Here is a 15608-nt window from a genome sequence, read left to right as displayed (position 1 = left end):
GAGAAAAAGAAAAATGGGTTTGTTGAGCCTTGCCATCTGGGTGCCAATCGCATTCGGTGTCGCGCTGCTGGCGTTCGGCCGTGACGAGCACGCCCGCGGCGTGCGCTGGGTCGCGCTGGTCGGCGCGATCCTGAGTTTCCTGGTGACCGTGCCGCTTTACACGGGCTTCCAGAACGGCACCGCCGCGATGCAGTTCGTCGAAAAAGCCAGCTGGATCGCGCGCTTCAATGTCCACTACCACCTGGGGATCGACGGCCTGTCGCTCTGGCTGGTGCTGTTGACCTCGTTCACGACCGTGGTGGTCGTGATCTCGGCCTGGGAAGTGATCACCGAGCGCGTCAACCAGTACATGGCCGCGTTCCTGATTCTCTCGGGCTTCATGATCGGCGTGTTCGCCGCGCTCGACGGCGTCCTGTTCTACGTGTTCTTCGAAGCCACGCTGATTCCGATGTATCTCATCATCGGCATCTGGGGCGGCCCGAACAAGATCTACGCGGCCTTCAAGTTCTTCATCTACACCTTGCTCGGCTCGCTGCTGACGCTGGTGGCGCTGATCTACCTGTACAACAAGTCGGGCGGCAGCTTCGACATCCTGAGCTGGCACAAGCTGCCGCTGGGTTCCACGGCGCAGACCTTCCTGTTCTTTGCGTTCTTTGCCGCCTTTGCGGTCAAGGTGCCGATGTGGCCGGTCCACACCTGGCTGCCCGACGTGCACGTCGAGGCGCCCACCGGCGGCTCGGCCGTGCTGGCCGCCATCATGCTGAAGCTCGGTGCCTACGGCTTCCTTCGCTTCTCGATGCCGATTGCGCCCGACGCCTCGCACGAATGGGCCTGGCTCATGATCGGGCTGTCGCTGATCGCCGTGATCTACGTCGGCCTGGTGGCGCTGGTGCAGGAAGACATGAAGAAGCTCGTGGCGTATTCGTCCGTCGCGCACATGGGCTTCGTCACACTCGGCTTCTTCATCTTCAACGAGCTCGGCGTGTCCGGCGGCATCGTGCAGATGATTGCGCACGGTTTCGTGTCGGGCGCCATGTTCCTTGGCATCGGCGTGCTGTACGACCGCGTGCATTCGCGCCAGATCGCCGACTACGGCGGCGTGGTCAATACCATGCCCAAGTTCGCCGCGTTCGCGCTGCTGTTTGCCATGGCCAACTGCGGCCTGCCGGGCACCGCCGGTTTCGTGGGCGAGTGGATGGTCATCCTCGGCGCGGTCAAAGCCAACTTCTGGCTCGGCTTCGGGGCTGCCACGGCGCTGATCTTCGGTGCGGCCTACACCCTCTGGATGTACAAGCGCGTGTACCTCGGCCCGGTCGGCAACGACCACGTCAAGGAACTCACCGACATCAATGCCCGCGAGTTCCTGATGCTGTCGCTGCTGGCCATTGCCGTGCTGTGGATGGGTATCTATCCGAAGCCGTTCACCGCTGCGATGGATGCTTCCGTGACGGAGCTCCTGCGCCACGTGGCAACTTCGAAACTCCCCTGATTCCACGCTGAAGAAGAGAACGAGATGATTGACAAACTCAGCTGGATTGCGATCTACCCCGAAGTCGTGCTGCTGGTCATGGCCTGCATCATTGCGCTGGTCGACCTGTCGAGCACCAGTGCGCAGCGCACGCGCACCTACATCCTGACGCTGCTCACGCTGGCCGTGGTCGCCGTCTTGACCGGCATCGCCGCCAACGACGGCAAGACGGTCTACGGCTTCGGCGGCATGGTCGTGAGCGACCCCATGGGCAACTGGCTCAAGTGCTTTGCGACCGTGGCCCTGATGGTCACGCTGGTCTACGGCCGGCCCTACGCGGCGGACCGCGGCATGCTGCGCGGCGGCGAAATGTTCACCATCAGCATGTTCGCGCTGCTGGGCATGTTCGTGATGATCTCGGGCAGCAACTTCCTCTTGATCTACCTGGGCCTCGAACTGCTCACGCTCTCGAGCTACGCGCTGGTGGCGCTGCGCCGCGACAACGCGGTGGCAAGCGAAGCGGCCATGAAGTACTTCGTGCTCGGCGCCATGGCCAGCGGCTTCCTGCTCTACGGCCTCTCCATGCTGTACGGCGCGACCGGTTCGCTCGACGTGAACGAAGTGTTCAAGATCATCGCAAGCGGCAAGGTGAACCACCAGGTGCTGGTGTTCGGCCTGGTGTTCATCGTCGCGGGCCTGGCCTTCAAGGTGGGGGCTGCGCCTTTCCACATGTGGGTGCCCGACGTGTACCAGGGCGCCCCGACGGCCGTCACGCTGCTGATCGGCGCGGCGCCCGAGCTGGCTGCCTTCGCCATCATCATCCGGTTGCTGGTGGAAGGGCTGCTGCCGCTGGCCATCGACTGGCAGCAGATGCTGGCCCTGCTGGCGATCGCCTCGCTTTTGGTGGGCAACCTGGCCGCCATTGCGCAGACCAACCTCAAGCGCATGCTGGCCTATTCGACCATCGCGCAGATGGGCTTCATGCTGCTTGGCCTGGTGGCGGGCGTGGTCAACGGCAACACCTACAACGCGCAGTTCGCGTACAGCGCCTCGATGTTCTACATCGTGACCTACGTGCTGACCACGCTGGCGAGCTTCGGCATCATCCTGCTGCTGGCGCGCGAGGGCTTCGAAAGCGAAGAGATCACCGACCTGGCCGGCCTGAACCAGCGCAGCCCGCTGTATGCCGGCGTGATGGCCATCGCGATGTTCTCGCTCGCGGGCCTGCCGCCACTGGTCGGCTTCTATGCCAAGCTGGCGGTCCTGCAGGCGCTGATCGCGTCGGGCCAGGCGCTCTACATCGGGTTGGCCGTGTTCGCGGTGATCACGTCGCTGATCGGCGCCTTCTACTACCTGCGCGTGGTCAAGGTCATGTATTTCGACGCGCCCGTCACGGCCAGCACCGTGTCGGCCCCGCGCGACGTGCGCACCGTGCTGTCGATCAACGGCTTGCTGATTCTCGTGCTGGGCATCGTTCCCGGCGGCCTCATGACGCTGTGCGCCAACGCCATCGTGGCGACGCTGGCCAACTGATCCCGGCCTGAGCACGGTGTCGCAAACCGCTTCGGTCTGGGTCGTGCTCGTGGTGGCGCTGCTGGCGGCCAACCTCCCGTTCCTCAACGACCGGCTGTTTGGTGCCATACCGCTGCAAGCCCACCCCAAGTCGCTGGCGATCCGCCTTGCCGAACTGGTGGTGCTGTACTTCGTTGCCGGCGGCGTGGGGCTGCTGTTCGAACGCAGGGCAGGGCAGATCGCCCCGCAGGGTTGGGAGTTCTACGCGGTGACCGGCGCGCTTTTCATCGTGCTGGCATTTCCAGGGTTTACCTGGCGCTACCTCATGAAGCACAGGCACTGACATGACTTCCACCTCCATGGCCGAATCGCATCTGAAGGAAGAACGCACCGCCAGCGAGGTGCTGGTCAAGGGCAATTTCCTCCAGGTCTGCCGCGACACCGTGCGCCTGCCCGACGGCCACACCGCCACGCGCGAGTACGTGATCCATCCGGGTGCGGTGGTGGTGATTCCGCTGCTCGACGACGGCCGCGTGGTGCTGGAGCGCCAGTACCGCTACCCGGTCGCGCACGTGATGACCGAGTTTCCGGCCGGCAAGCTCGACGCGGGCGAGGATCCGTTCCTTTGCGGCCAGCGCGAGCTGCTCGAGGAAACCGGCTACACCGCGCGCGAATGGGCATATGCCGGCGCCATGCACCTGGCGGTGGCGTATTCCACCGAGATCATCCACATCTACTTTGCGCGCGGCCTTTCGCTCGGCACGCGCCAGCTCGACCACGGCGAGTTCCTCGACGTGTTCACGGCCACGCCGCAGGAAGTGGCCGGCTGGTGCCGCGACGGCACGATCACCGATGCCAAGTCGCTCACTTGCGCGCTCTGGCTGCAAAACGTCCTTTCGGGCGCATGGGAACTCGATTGGCAGGCCCCCGCTGCGCAAGGCGGCGCGGGATAATCCGCGCATGAAGGTTCTCGATCTACGCTGCTCGCATGGCCACGGCTTCGAAGGCTGGTTTGCGTCCAACGAGGCGTTTGAAACCCAACTCTCGGCCGGCCTGGTCGAGTGCCCGATCTGTGCCGACACGCGCATCGTCAAGCTCTTGAGTGCGCCGCGCCTCAATCTCGGCAACGCCAAGGCGCCCGCGGAGGCCGCCGCACCTCCCGCCCAGGCCCCGGATACCAAGGCGCAGCTCTCCGCCGAAATGTCTCCCGAGGCACGCTGGATGCGCGCCGTGCGCGAGGTTCTCGCGAAGACCGAAGACGTCGGCGAGCGCTTTGCCGACGAGGCACGCAAGATGCACTACGGCGAAGCCGAAGAGCGCGGGATCCGCGGCCAGGCCACCCGCGAGCAGACCGAAGCGCTGCTCGAAGAAGGCATTCCGGTGATGCCGCTGCCGATACCCGCCGCGCTCAAGGAAACGCTGCAGTAGTCCGCTGCTGCCCTTGCCGCTCTCGCTGCTCCTGCAGCAGATTCAAGCCGTGAACTGAAGGGCCGCCAGGCGGGCATACACCCCGCCTTGCGCCACCAGCGCGGCATGCGTTCCATGCTCGACGATGCCGCCATGGTCCAGCACGATGATGCGGTCGGCCTTCTGCACGGTGGCCAGGCGGTGCGCAATCACCAGCGTGGTCCGGCCTTCCATCGCCGATTCGAGCGCCGCCTGCACCATGCGCTCGCTCTCCGCGTCGAGCGCGCTCGTCGCTTCGTCCAGCAACAGGAGCGGCGGATTCTTGAGAATGGCGCGCGCAATTGCGATGCGCTGGCGCTGTCCGCCCGACAAGCGCACCCCGCGCTCGCCGAGGAAGGTGTCGTAGCCCTCGGGCAGCGCCTGCAGAAAGTCGTGCGCAAAGGCCGCGCGGGCGGCGGCATGCACCTCGTCGGCGGTGGCGTCGGGGCGGCCGTACCGGATGTTCTCGAAGGCACTGGCCGAGAAGATCACGGCATCCTGCGGCACCAGGCCGATGCGGGTGCGCAGATCGGACAGCGCGAGCGAGGCCAGCGGCACGCTGTCGAGCAGCAGACGCCCCGATTGGGGGTCGTAGTAGCGCAGCAGCAGCTGGAACACCGTGCTCTTGCCCGCGCCGCTGGAGCCCACCAGCGCCACCGTTTCGCCGGGCGCGATGTCGAGACTGAAGTTCTTCAGCGCCGGTGTGCCGGGCCGCGAGGGGTAGTGAAAGGTCACGGCCTCGAACTTGACCGCGCTGCCCGCCACGGGAACGGGCGCAGCCGCCGGATCCCGTGGGGAGACGATTGCCGCCGGCGCATGAAGCAGTTCCATCAGGCGCTCCGTTGCGCCGGCCGCCCGCAGCAGGTCGCCGTAGACCTCGCCGAGCACGGCGGTCGCGCTCGCGAGAATGGCCACGTAGACCACGGTCTGGCCCAGGTGGCCGGCCGTGATGTCGCCGCGCAGCACGGCCTGCGTGCCCTGGTACAGGCCCCAGAGCAGCGCTGCCGAGGTGGCGATGATGATGAAGGCCACCAGCACCGAACGCGCCTTGGTGCGGCGCACGGCGGTCCTGAAGGCATTTTCAGTCGAGGCATTGAAGCGGCCGGCTTCGCGCGACTCGGCCGTGTAGCTCTGCACCACCGGAATGGCATTGAGCACCTCGGCCGCGATGGCGCTCGAGTCGGCCACGCGGTCCTGGCTGGCGCGCGAGAGCTTGCGCACGCGCCGGCCGAACCACATGCTCGGCAGCACCACCAGCACCAGGATGCCCAGCACCTGGACCATCACGTAGGGGTTGGTCCAGATCAGCACCGCCAGGGCGCCCACGCCCATGACCGCGTTGCGCAGGCCCATGCTCAGCGACGATCCGACCACCGTCTGAACCAACGTGGTGTCGGCCGTCAGGCGCGACAGCACTTCGCCGGTCTGCGTGGTTTCGAAGAACGCCGGGCTCTGGCGCAGCACGTGGCCGTACACCGCATTGCGCAGATCGGCCGTGACGCGCTCGCCGAGCCAGCTCACCGTGTAGAAGCGCGCGGCTGAAAAAAGACCCAGGGCCACGGCCACCGCGAAGAGAGCGCCGAAGTGCTCGCGCAGCGCCATGGTCTGGGCGCCCTTGTCGGTGCTGACGAGTCCGCCGTCGATCAGGCTGCGCAGCGCCAGCGGAAAGACCAGCGTCGTGATTGCCGCGAACACCAGAAAGATGCCCGCCAGCACGATCTGGACGCGGTATGGCCGAAGAAAAGGGCTCAAGCCCGAGAGCGACCGGGGCGAGCCCTTGGCTGGAGTAGACAGAGGGGAAGAAGCCATGGCGCGGATTCTACCGACCCTTGCCACCACAAAGGCAGCCTTGACAATAATTGCTTGGGCAATTAATAATCTGGCCATGAGCGATACAGATACTCCGAAAGTCCCGCCAGCTTCCGGCGACCCCAAGCTCCGGCCGGCGGACTTCTACCGTGCCGAGACCTACCAGGCCGAGGAAAGCATCGGGTATTTGATGCGGCGCATATTGAGCGCCGTGGCCCAGGCGGTGGAAACCCGCATGAGCGAGCCCGGCGGCCCCACCTTTCCCCAGTGGCTGCCGCTGTACAAGCTGCACGTCGGCGCGGCCACCACGGTGGCCGAACTGGCCCGCGCCTGCGAGCTCGACGCCGGCGCCATGACGCGCCTGCTCGACCGCCTCGAGGCCAAGGGCCTGTGCCGCCGTGTTCGCTCGCTCGAAGACCGCCGCGTGGTCAACATCGAACTCACCGAAGAGGGCCGCGCCGCCGCCAAGGAAGTCCCGCACGTGCTGAGCCGCGTGCAGAACGAGCACCTGGCGGGTTTCACCAACGAAGAGTGGGAACAGCTCAAGGGTTACCTGCGCCGCATCCTCGACAACGCGCAAGCCCTCGCAGCCCGTGGAGAAAAAAATGACTGAATCTCTTGCCGCGCGCGTGGTGCGCCGCACCCCCGTCGTCGCTGCTGCACTCCTTGTGGTCGCGCTGGCCGGTTGTGCCGACATGGCCGGCATCGGCTCGGAGGCCAGGCTTCGCGATGCTTCGTCACTCGGCATTGCTGCCGACAGCAGCGCCGCGGCCGTGTCCAGCGTCGACAGCCAATGGTGGCGAGCCTTCGGCGACGCGCAGCTCGACACGCTGGTCGACCAGGCCGTGGCCGGCAATCCGAATCTCCAGGTGGCACGCGCGCGCCTCGCGCGGGCGCAGGCTTCCGCGGACATCGCCGAGTCGGCCCTGAAGCCCAAGGTGAATGGCGAACTCGACCTGAGCCGACAGAAGTTCAACAGCAACTACATCTATCCCGCACCACTGGGCGGCTCGACGCAGAACATCGGCCTGCTGCAGCTCGGCGCAAGCTGGGAGCTCGACTTCTTCGGCAAGAACCGCACCGCGCTCGAAGCCGCCATCGGCAGCGCCAATGCCGCGGCGGCCGATGCCGACGCCGCGCGCGTGCTGCTGGCCAGCAACGTGGCGCGCAGCTACTTCCAGTGGGCGCGCCTGAACGAGCAGCTCGGCGTGGCCCGGCGCACGCTGGCCCAGCGCGACGAAACGCTCAAGCTCGTGCGCGACCGCGTGTCCGCAGGCCTGGACACCCGCCTCGAACTGCGCCAGAGCGAGGGCGGGCTGCCCGAAGCGCGCCAGCAGATCGAAGCGCTCAACGAGCAGATCGCGCTCCAGCAGCACGCGCTCGATGCGCTCGTGGGCCAGCCCAATGTGTCCGCATCGCTCAAGCCTCCGATGCTGGAGGCCGTCAAGCCCATCGCGCTGCAGGCCAACATTCCGGCCGACCTGCTGGGGCGCCGCGCCGATATTGCCGCCGCGCGCTGGCGCGTCGAGGCCGCCACCAGCGACGTGGCCAATGCCAGGACCCAGTTCTATCCCAACGTGAATCTCACGGCCTTCGTCGGCTTCCAGAGCCTGGGATTCGGCAAGCTGCTCAAGTCGGGCAGCGAGCAGTGGGGCGTGGGCCCGGCCATCCACCTGCCGATCTTCGAAGGCGGCCGGCTGCGCGCCAACCTGCGCGGCAAGGCGGCCGACCTGGACGGCGCGATCGAGAGCTACAACGCCACCGTTCTGGACGCGGTGCGTGACGCGGCCGACCAGGTGTCGAGCGCGCAGTCGATCGCCCGCCAGCAGGCCGAACAGCGCGCCGCGCAAACGGCGGCCGAAGGGGCTTACGACATCGCGGTGCAGCGCTACCGCGCTGGCCTCGGCAACTACCTCAACGTGCTGACGGCGGAAACCTCCGTGCTCGCGCAGCGCCGGCTGGCGGTCGATCTTGCCGCCCGCGCGCTCGACACGCAGGTGGGCCTGGCGCGCGCACTCGGCGGCGGCTGGCAGCCGCCGGCGACCGCCACCGCCGCGGCGCCCACGCCGTCCGCACTGAACTGAACTGAACCGACTTCTTCGTCTTCGGAAAGAACTTCATCATGAGCGACAACAACACTCCGACGCCCGCTGCTTCCGCAGCCTCCACCGCAGCACCCGCAGAACCCGCCGGCAACGGCAAGCGCCGCCGCGCGCTGACCGCGCTCGCCGCGGTGGTCATCGTCGCCGGTGGCGGCTGGGGCCTCTACGAATGGCTGGTTGCCAGCCACTACGAAGACACCGACAACGCCTACGTGCAGGGCAACGTCATCCAGATCACGCCACAGATCGGCGGCACCGTCATGGCCATCAACGCCGACGACACCGACTTCGTGAAGGCCGGCCAGCCGCTGGTGCAGCTGGACCCGGCCGATGCGAAGGTGGCGCTCGAGCAGGCCGAGGCCGCGCTGGCGCAGGCCGTGCGCCAGGTGCGCACGCTGTACGCCAACAACGGCTCGCTGGCCGCGCAGGTCACGCTGCGCCAGTCCGACATCGCCCGGGCACAGAGCGACATCGCCAAGGCGCAGGACGATCTGCAGCGCCGCCGCGCGCTGTCGGGCAACGGCGCGGTCTCGAAGGAAGAACTCAACCACGCCGAGACGTCGCTCGACAATGCGAAGAGCCAGCTTGCTGCGGCGCAGGCCGGCGTGGTGGCCGCGCGCGAAGCGCTGGCCAGCAACCAGTCGCTGACCGAAGGCACCAGCGTGGCCCGGCACCCGAGCGTGCTGGCCGCCGCCGCCAAGGTGCGCGAGGCCTACCTCGCCACGCAGCGCGTGGCGCTGCCGGCGCCGGTCGACGGCTACGTGGCCAAGCGCACCGTGCAGCTCGGCCAGCGCGTGGCGGCGGGCACGCCGATGATGTCGATCGTGCCGCTGAACCAGCTGTGGGTCGACGCCAACTTCAAGGAAGTGCAGCTGCGCAACATCCGCATCGACCAGCCCGTGAAGCTCAAGGCCGACGTCTACGGCAAGAAGGTGGAATACACCGGCAAGGTGGCCGGCCTGGGCGTGGGCACGGGCAGCGCATTCGCACTGCTGCCCGCGCAGAACGCCACCGGCAACTGGATCAAGGTGGTGCAGCGCGTGCCGGTCCGCATTGCGCTCGACCCGGAGCAGCTCAAGGCCAATCCGCTGCGCATCGGCCTCTCGATGGTTGCCGAGATCGACATCTCGCAGAAGGGCGGCAAGATGCTGGCCGATGCGCCGCGCGCCACCGCCATGTCGCAGACGCAGGTCTACAGCAAGCTCGACCAGGGCGCCGACGCCGAAGTCGATCGCATCGTGGCCGCGAATCTCGGGCGCGGTGCGCCGGCAGGTTCCGCGGCACCGGCAACGGGCCGCTCGGCCACGCCGGCAACCAATGCCGGGACCGCTGCGCAAGCTGCTTCGCAATCCCATCCCGGCTGATCGCCGTTAACGGTTCCCGAGGCAAAGCCAATGGCCACTGCTGCTCCCGCGTACGTTGCGCATCCGCCGCTCGAGGGCGCCGCCCGCGTCTGGGGCACGATCGCGCTTTCGGCCGCCACCTTCATGAACGTGCTCGACTCGTCGATCGCGAACGTGTCGCTGCCGGCCATCTCAGGCGACCTGGGCGTGAGCACCACGCAAGGCACCTGGGTCATCACCAGCTTCGCGGTGGCCAATGCCATCGCGGTGCCGCTCACGGGTTTCATGACCCAGCGCTTCGGCCAGGTGCGGCTGTTCATGGCCAGCGTGATCCTGTTCATGATCGCCTCGCTCTTGTGCGGCCTGGCGCCCAACATGACGACGCTGATCCTGTTCCGCGCGCTGCAGGGCTTCGTTGCCGGTCCGATGATTCCGCTGTCGCAGACGCTGCTGCTGTCGAGCTATCCGCGCGCCAAGGCGGGCCTTGCGATGGCGATGTGGTCGATGACGACGCTGGTCGCGCCGGTGATGGGGCCGCTGCTGGGCGGCTGGATCACCGACAACATCTCGTGGCCGTGGATCTTCTACATCAACATCCCGGTCGGCATCGTGGCGGCGGCCATCACGTGGGCGCTCTATCGCAAGCGTGAAAGCACCACGCACAAGGTGCCGATCGACGCCATCGGACTCGCGCTGCTGGTGCTGTGGGTCGGCTCGATGCAGCTCATGCTCGACAAGGGCAAGGAACTCGACTGGTTCCATTCGCCCGAGATCGTCACGATGGCGGTCATTGCCGTGGTCGGCTTCGCGTTCTTCCTCATCTGGGAGCTGACCGACAAGCATCCGGTGGTCGACCTGTCGCTCTTCAAGCGCCGCAACTTCTGGTCGGGCGCGGTGGCCACCGCCGTGGCCTACGGCCTGTTCTTCGGCAACGTGGTGCTGCTGCCGCTGTGGCTGCAGCAGTGGATGGGCTACACCGCCACACAGGCCGGCATGATCATGGCGCCGGTCGGGCTGCTCGCCATCCTCTTCTCGCCGGTGGTCGGGCTCACGGTCGCCAAGATCGATCCGCGCCGCTACGCCACCTTCTCGTTCCTGGTGTTTGCGCTGGTGCTGTGGATGCGGTCGAACTTCAACACGCAGGCCGACTTCGTGACGATCATCATCCCGACGATCATCCAGGGCATTGCGATGGCGTTCTTCTTCATCCCGCTGGTGACCATCACGCTGTCGGGCCTCACGCCCGACCGCATTCCGGCCGCGTCGGGCTTGTCGAACTTCCTGCGGATCACCGCGGGCGCCATGGGTACGTCGATCACCACCACGCTGTGGGAGAACCGGGCGGCGCTGCATCATTCGCAGCTGGCGGAGTCGGTGAACCTGGGCAACAACGCAGCGGCCAGCGCCATGTCCGGCCTGACGAGCAGCGGCCTCAGCACGGAGCAGGTGCTGGGGCAGGTCAACCGCGTGGTCGACCAGCAGTCGTTCATGCTGGCCACCAACGACATCTTCTATGCATCGGCAATCCTGTTCCTGCTGCTGATTCCGCTGGTGTGGCTGGCAAGGCCGCAGCGCGGCGGTGCGGGCGGCGACGCCGCGGCCGGGGCGCACTAGGCTCGCACCAAGCTCGCGGAGAAGAAAGGCGCGCTTCTTCAGGCGCCGAGTGCGCGCAGCACGTCATAGCACGCACCCATGGTGTGATAGTCGGTCTTGCCGGCCGGGCTCTTCTCGTCGCTCAGCTTGCGGTTGTCGGGCGTGAGGATGCGATACCACGCGCCATGCCGGTGGTCGACGAAGTGCGCCCAGCTGTAGGTCCAGATGCGGTCGTACCAGGCCCAGTAGCCGGCGTCGCCGGTGCGCATGGCCAGGAGGGCGGCGGCGGCAAAGCTCTCGGCCTGCACCCAGAAGTACTTGTCGCCGTCGCACACCGCGCCATCGGGGCCGAATCCGTAGACCAGCCCGCCGTTGCCGGCGTCCCAGCCGCGCAGCATGGCGATGTCGAAGAAGTGCCGTGCGCGCGGCACGATCCACTTTGCCTCGCGGCCTGCGGCAACCAGCGCGCGCTCGAGCTGCAGCAGCAGCTTGGTCCACTCGGTGAGGTGGCCGGTCTGGAACCCCCAGGGCCGGAAGATGTTGCTCTTGTCGCCGCGGTTGTAGTCCCAGTCGATCGACCAGTCTTCGCGGTAATGCTCCCAGACCAGCCCGTCGGCCAGCGCGGCCTGCCGGCCCGTGACCGATTCCGCAAGCGTGAGCGCACGATCGAGATAGCGCGCCTCTTGCGTGGCCTCGAACGCGGCGAGCATCGCCTCGCAGGCGTGCATGTTGGCGTTCTGGCCCCGGTAGGGTTTGACATGCCAATCGGCGCTGGCCTCGTCCGCATAGAGCGCATGTTGCGGCTCCCAGAAACGCTGTTCCATTAACTCCCAGGTCTGCCCCAGCCCCGCGCGCGCTTCGCCGATGCCGGCCATCAGCGCGTGCGCATGCGCGAGCAGCACGAAGGCAAGGCCGTAGCAATGGTTGGTGTCGTCCTGCACCGTGGCGCGTGCGTCGTGCCAGTCGATCTGCCACGCGTAGCCGCCGCCCGGCCGCGCGTGCGCATGCTGCACGAAAGCCAGGCCGTGGCGCGCGGCTGCAAGGTCTTCCGGCCTGCCGAAGCGCCGGTAGGCCATGGCATGGTTGAAGACGAAGCGCGTGCTGCTCACAAGGTGCCGCGTGCGCCGGTCGTACACCGTGCCGTCGTCCTTGAAGAAGTGGAAGAAGCCGCCTGACGAGTCGCGGCTGACCGGCGCGTAGAAAGCCAGCGTGTGCAGGATGTGGTCCGTCAGGAAATCGGGCGAGCGGAAGTTCGGCATGGGCGTAGAGGTCAGATCCGGCGAGTCATTGTCATTGTGACGACAGTTGCCCGATGCCAGGGACCGCGGGTGCGCACAGGTTGCACTGCAGCATAGGCATTTGCCCCAGTATGCAAGCGGGAGGCACCCACGAACAATCAGGCCGCGCTCGGTAGTGGCGCATCGAGATGGACCGCATGACCGACATATCTTTCCTGAACCCGGGCGACTTCGCGAGATGAGCGACGTCATCCTCGAAACACGCCAGCTCACCAAGGAATTCAAGGGCTTCACGGCGGTCAGCAAAGTGAACCTGTCGGTCGTGCGCGGATCGATCCACGCGCTCATCGGGCCCAACGGCGCCGGCAAGACCACCTGCTTCAACCTGCTCACCAAGTTTCTCGAGCCGACCGCCGGCACCATTCTTTTCAACGGGCACGACATCACCGGCGAGCGGCCGGCGCAGATCGCGCGGCGCGGCATCATCCGCTCGTTCCAGATCTCGGCGGTGTTCCCGCATCTCACGCTGCTCGAGAACGTGCGCCTCGGACTGCAGCGCGCGCTCGGCACCTCGTACCACTTCTGGAAGAGCGAGAAGACGCTCAAGCCGCTCGATGCGCGCGCCCGTGAACTGCTTGCCGAAGTCGGCTTGGCCGACCAGGCCGACGAACTCACCGTGAACCTGCCCTACGGCCACAAGCGTGCGCTCGAGATCGCCACCACGCTGGCCATGGACCCCGAGCTGATGCTGCTCGACGAGCCCACGCAGGGCATGGGCCACGAGGACGTGCACCGCGTGGCGGAACTCATCAAGCGCGTGTCTGCGGGCCGCACCATCCTGATGGTCGAGCACAACATGAGCGTGGTGTCGACCATTGCCGACACCATCACCGTGCTGCAGCGCGGCGCCGTGCTGGCCGAAGGCCCCTACGCCGAGGTTTCGAACAACCCCCAGGTCATGGAAGCCTACATGGGCACCACCGACGGCCAGCTGCAGGGGGCTCACTGACATGAACCCCCACGCTCCTCACTTCGTGTATGCGCTGCCCCCCGAGGGGGCGCGAGCCTCCTTTGGGGCGGCCCGGCAGGAGGCTCCATGACCGCCGCACTCCAGATCAAGGGGCTGCAAGCCTGGTACGGCGAATCGCACGTGCTGCATGGCGTGGACATGGTCGTTCAGCCCGGCGAGGTCGTCACGCTGCTCGGCCGCAATGGTGCCGGGCGCACCAGCACGCTGCGCGCCATCATGGGCCTGACCGGCACGCGCAAGGGCAGCATCGAGGTCAATGGCAAAGAGACCATTGGCATGCCCACGCACCGCATCGCGCACCTGGGCATCGGCTATTGCCCCGAAGAGCGCGGCATCTTCGCCAGTCTCTCGGCGGAGGAAAACCTGATGCTGCCCCCGGCGCTCAAGGGTGCGGGGCAGGGCATGTCGGTGGCCGAGATCTACGAGATGTTTCCCAACCTGGCCGAACGCCGCAACAGCCCGGGCACACGGCTTTCGGGCGGGGAGCAGCAGATGCTCGCGGTGGCGCGCATCCTGCGCACCGGCGCCAAGCTGCTGCTGCTCGACGAGATTTCCGAAGGCCTGGCGCCGGTGATCGTGCAGGCGCTGGCCCGGATGATCCACACCCTGCGCGCCAAGGGCTACACCATCGTGATGGTGGAGCAGAACTTCCGCTTCGCCGCACCGCTGGCCGACCGCTTCTACGTGATGGAGCACGGTCGCATGGTCGAGGCCTTCGGCGCCAAGGAGCTCGACGCCAAGATGCCCGTGCTCAGCGAGCTGCTGGGCGTGTAGCCGCGGCCATGCCATCGCTTTTTTTCCGTTGACTCTCTCAACCATCCCAGGAGACACCATGCAAAACAAGCTCAAAATCATTGCACTCATGCTCGGAGCCGCGGGTCTCGCCAGCCATGCCGTGCAGGCGCAGGAGAAGGTCGTCATCGGCTACATCAGCGACCTGTCGGGCCTGTACGCCGACCTGGAAGGCAAGGGCGGCGCAGCGGCGATCCAGATGGCCATCGACGACATGGGCGGCAAGGTGCTCGGCCAGCCCGTGGAAGTGCTGAGCGTCGACCACCAGAACAAGCCCGACATCGCGGCCTCGAAGGCGCGCGAATGGATCGACACCGCCGGTGCCACGATGATCTTCGCGGGCACCAATTCGGGCGTCGCGCTGGCCACATCCAAGGTGGCTCAGGAGAAGAAGCGCGTGTTCTTCACCAATGGCGCGGCCACCTCGGCGCTGACCAACGCGCAGTGCAGCCCCTACACCGTGCACTACGCCTACGACACCGTCGCGCTGGCCAAGAGCACCGGCGGCGCGGTGGTCGACACCGGCGGCAAGAGCTGGTTCTTCCTGACGGCCGACTATGCCTTCGGCCATGCGCTCGAGGGCGACACCGCCAAGGTCGTCAAGGCCAAGGGCGGCACGGTGGTGGGCACGGTGCGGGCACCGCTCAATGCTTCGGACTTCTCGTCCTTCCTGCTGCAGGCGCAGAACTCCAAGGCGCAGGTGCTGGGCCTGGCCAACGCCGGCGGCGACTTCATCAACTCGATGAAGGCGTCGAAGGAATTCGGCATCGACAAGTCGATGAAGGTCGCGGGCCTGCTGGTGTTCCTGACCGACGTGAAGAGCCTGGGCCTGCCGGCCACGCAGGGCCTGCTGCACACGACCAGCTGGTACTGGGACGCGGACGACGAGTCGCGCAAGTGGGCCGCACGCTACGAAGCCAAGACCAAGAACAAGCCGACCGACATCCAGGCGGCGGACTACTCGGCCACCATGACCTACCTGAAGGCTGTCGAGGCGGTGAAGAGCACCGACGCCGACAAGGTCATGGCCTACCTCAAGAAGACGCCGATCAACGACTTCTACGCCAAGGGCGTGATCCGCCCCGACGGCCGCATGGTGCACGACATGCTGCTGGCCGAGGTCAAGAAGCCTTCGGAATCCAAGGGCCCGTGGGACCTGCTGAAGATCATCAAGAAGGTGCCGGGCGACCAGGTCTACACGACCAAGGAAGAGAGCACCTGCGCACTCTGGAAGTAACTGTTGTTCGGCCGCTTCGGGCGGCCGTGCGCAGCGGC

At 66.6% G+C, this 15608-nt stretch carries 14 protein-coding genes; 12 read left to right on the top strand and 2 right to left on the bottom strand.

Annotated features, from left to right (window positions below; translation table 11 throughout):
* The first annotated feature begins 13 nt into the window (after positions 1 to 13).
* Genes ACJ7Z0_RS07450 through ACJ7Z0_RS07430 form a run of 5 tightly spaced genes read left to right on the top strand, consistent with a single transcriptional unit; the run spans position 14 to position 4408 of the window.
* On the top strand, positions 14 to 1489 hold the full coding sequence (locus tag ACJ7Z0_RS07450) for an NADH-quinone oxidoreductase subunit M (RefSeq protein ID WP_431129875.1): 1476 nt from the start codon (positions 14 to 16) through the stop codon (positions 1487 to 1489).
* A 24-nt stretch (positions 1490 to 1513) separates the two neighbouring features.
* Positions 1514 to 3001, top strand: coding sequence for an NADH-quinone oxidoreductase subunit NuoN (gene nuoN / locus ACJ7Z0_RS07445; protein ID WP_434789318.1), 1488 nt, complete (start codon positions 1514 to 1516; stop codon positions 2999 to 3001).
* A 16-nt stretch (positions 3002 to 3017) separates the two neighbouring features.
* Complete coding sequence (locus ACJ7Z0_RS07440) at positions 3018 to 3323, top strand: DUF2818 family protein (RefSeq protein ID WP_434789317.1); 306 nt, start codon at positions 3018 to 3020, stop codon at positions 3321 to 3323.
* Position 3324: 1 nt separating this feature from the next.
* Positions 3325 to 3933 carry an NUDIX domain-containing protein gene (locus ACJ7Z0_RS07435; protein ID WP_431129882.1) on the top strand — a complete coding sequence of 203 codons (609 nt, stop codon included), beginning with the start codon at positions 3325 to 3327 and terminating at the stop codon, positions 3931 to 3933.
* Positions 3934 to 3940: 7 nt separating this feature from the next.
* Positions 3941 to 4408, top strand: a complete 468-nt coding sequence (locus ACJ7Z0_RS07430; RefSeq protein WP_434789316.1) for a DUF1178 family protein — start codon at positions 3941 to 3943, stop codon at positions 4406 to 4408.
* Between the two features lie 42 nt (positions 4409 to 4450).
* On the opposite strand, the gene ACJ7Z0_RS07425 is transcribed toward ACJ7Z0_RS07430, so the two are convergent.
* Positions 4451 to 6235 carry an ABC transporter transmembrane domain-containing protein gene (locus tag ACJ7Z0_RS07425; RefSeq protein ID WP_434789315.1) on the bottom strand — a complete coding sequence of 595 codons (1785 nt, stop codon included), beginning with the start codon at positions 6233 to 6235 and terminating at the stop codon, positions 4451 to 4453.
* A gap of 76 nt (positions 6236 to 6311) precedes the next feature.
* Between ACJ7Z0_RS07425 and ACJ7Z0_RS07420 the strand changes: the two genes are divergently transcribed.
* Genes ACJ7Z0_RS07420 through ACJ7Z0_RS07405 form a run of 4 tightly spaced genes read left to right on the top strand, consistent with a single transcriptional unit; the run spans position 6312 to position 11294 of the window.
* Positions 6312 to 6848 carry a MarR family winged helix-turn-helix transcriptional regulator gene (locus ACJ7Z0_RS07420; RefSeq protein WP_431129890.1) on the top strand — a complete coding sequence of 179 codons (537 nt, stop codon included), beginning with the start codon at positions 6312 to 6314 and terminating at the stop codon, positions 6846 to 6848.
* On the top strand, positions 6841 to 8319 hold the full coding sequence (locus ACJ7Z0_RS07415; RefSeq protein WP_434789314.1) for an efflux transporter outer membrane subunit: 1479 nt from the start codon (positions 6841 to 6843) through the stop codon (positions 8317 to 8319). The genes ACJ7Z0_RS07420 and ACJ7Z0_RS07415 overlap by 8 nt, the downstream gene beginning before the upstream one ends.
* Positions 8320 to 8357: 38 nt before the next feature.
* Positions 8358 to 9701: an HlyD family secretion protein gene (locus tag ACJ7Z0_RS07410; protein WP_434789313.1), complete on the top strand. Its 1344-nt coding sequence runs from the start codon at positions 8358 to 8360 to the stop codon at positions 9699 to 9701.
* Between the two features lie 30 nt (positions 9702 to 9731).
* Positions 9732 to 11294 carry a DHA2 family efflux MFS transporter permease subunit gene (locus ACJ7Z0_RS07405; RefSeq protein WP_434789312.1) on the top strand — a complete coding sequence of 521 codons (1563 nt, stop codon included), beginning with the start codon at positions 9732 to 9734 and terminating at the stop codon, positions 11292 to 11294.
* A 38-nt stretch (positions 11295 to 11332) separates the two neighbouring features.
* Here ACJ7Z0_RS07405 and ACJ7Z0_RS07400 read toward each other — a convergent pair whose 3' ends face one another.
* The gene (locus tag ACJ7Z0_RS07400; RefSeq protein WP_434789311.1) at positions 11333 to 12532 is read right to left on the bottom strand and encodes an AGE family epimerase/isomerase; all 1200 of its coding nucleotides are present in this window, start codon (positions 12530 to 12532) and stop codon (positions 11333 to 11335) included.
* A 217-nt stretch (positions 12533 to 12749) separates the two neighbouring features.
* Between ACJ7Z0_RS07400 and ACJ7Z0_RS07395 the strand changes: the two genes are divergently transcribed.
* The 3 genes from ACJ7Z0_RS07395 (at position 12750) to ACJ7Z0_RS07385 (ending at position 15570) form a co-directional block, all read left to right on the top strand.
* Positions 12750 to 13520: an ABC transporter ATP-binding protein gene (locus tag ACJ7Z0_RS07395; protein ID WP_431129906.1), complete on the top strand. Its 771-nt coding sequence runs from the start codon at positions 12750 to 12752 to the stop codon at positions 13518 to 13520.
* A gap of 87 nt (positions 13521 to 13607) precedes the next feature.
* Entirely contained in the window at positions 13608 to 14315 is a 708-nt protein-coding gene (locus ACJ7Z0_RS07390; RefSeq protein ID WP_434789310.1) for an ABC transporter ATP-binding protein, read from the top strand.
* A 58-nt stretch (positions 14316 to 14373) separates the two neighbouring features.
* Entirely contained in the window at positions 14374 to 15570 is a 1197-nt protein-coding gene (locus tag ACJ7Z0_RS07385) for an ABC transporter substrate-binding protein (RefSeq protein ID WP_434789309.1), read from the top strand.
* The last annotated feature ends 38 nt before the right edge of the window (positions 15571 to 15608 follow it).

The sequence above is a fragment of the Variovorax palleresanus genome (genome assembly GCF_051144945.1).
Classification (GTDB): domain Bacteria; phylum Pseudomonadota; class Gammaproteobacteria; order Burkholderiales; family Burkholderiaceae_C; genus Variovorax; species Variovorax paradoxus_S.
The sequence above is the reverse complement of the archived record's forward strand: the minus strand, read 5'-3'. Positions and strand labels throughout refer to the sequence as shown.

What these genes read in the sequence shown, in the direction of transcription:
- ACJ7Z0_RS07450 (WP_431129875.1), top strand. Translation starts at nt 14, where the DNA reads ATGGGTTTGTTGAGCCTTGCCATCTGGGTGCCAATCGCATTCGGTGTC.
- nuoN (WP_434789318.1), top strand. Translation starts at nt 1,514, where the DNA reads ATGATTGACAAACTCAGCTGGATTGCGATCTACCCCGAAGTCGTGCTG.
- ACJ7Z0_RS07435 (WP_431129882.1), top strand. Translation starts at nt 3,325, where the DNA reads ATGACTTCCACCTCCATGGCCGAATCGCATCTGAAGGAAGAACGCACC.
- ACJ7Z0_RS07430 (WP_434789316.1), top strand. Translation starts at nt 3,941, where the DNA reads ATGAAGGTTCTCGATCTACGCTGCTCGCATGGCCACGGCTTCGAAGGC.
- ACJ7Z0_RS07425 (WP_434789315.1), bottom strand. Translation starts at nt 6,235, where the DNA reads ATGGCTTCTTCCCCTCTGTCTACTCCAGCCAAGGGCTCGCCCCGGTCG.
- ACJ7Z0_RS07420 (WP_431129890.1), top strand. Translation starts at nt 6,312, where the DNA reads ATGAGCGATACAGATACTCCGAAAGTCCCGCCAGCTTCCGGCGACCCC.
- ACJ7Z0_RS07415 (WP_434789314.1), top strand. Translation starts at nt 6,841, where the DNA reads ATGACTGAATCTCTTGCCGCGCGCGTGGTGCGCCGCACCCCCGTCGTC.
- ACJ7Z0_RS07410 (WP_434789313.1), top strand. Translation starts at nt 8,358, where the DNA reads ATGAGCGACAACAACACTCCGACGCCCGCTGCTTCCGCAGCCTCCACC.
- ACJ7Z0_RS07405 (WP_434789312.1), top strand. Translation starts at nt 9,732, where the DNA reads ATGGCCACTGCTGCTCCCGCGTACGTTGCGCATCCGCCGCTCGAGGGC.
- ACJ7Z0_RS07400 (WP_434789311.1), bottom strand. Translation starts at nt 12,532, where the DNA reads ATGCCGAACTTCCGCTCGCCCGATTTCCTGACGGACCACATCCTGCAC.
- ACJ7Z0_RS07395 (WP_431129906.1), top strand. Translation starts at nt 12,750, where the DNA reads ATGAGCGACGTCATCCTCGAAACACGCCAGCTCACCAAGGAATTCAAG.
- ACJ7Z0_RS07390 (WP_434789310.1), top strand. Translation starts at nt 13,608, where the DNA reads ATGACCGCCGCACTCCAGATCAAGGGGCTGCAAGCCTGGTACGGCGAA.
- ACJ7Z0_RS07385 (WP_434789309.1), top strand. Translation starts at nt 14,374, where the DNA reads ATGCAAAACAAGCTCAAAATCATTGCACTCATGCTCGGAGCCGCGGGT.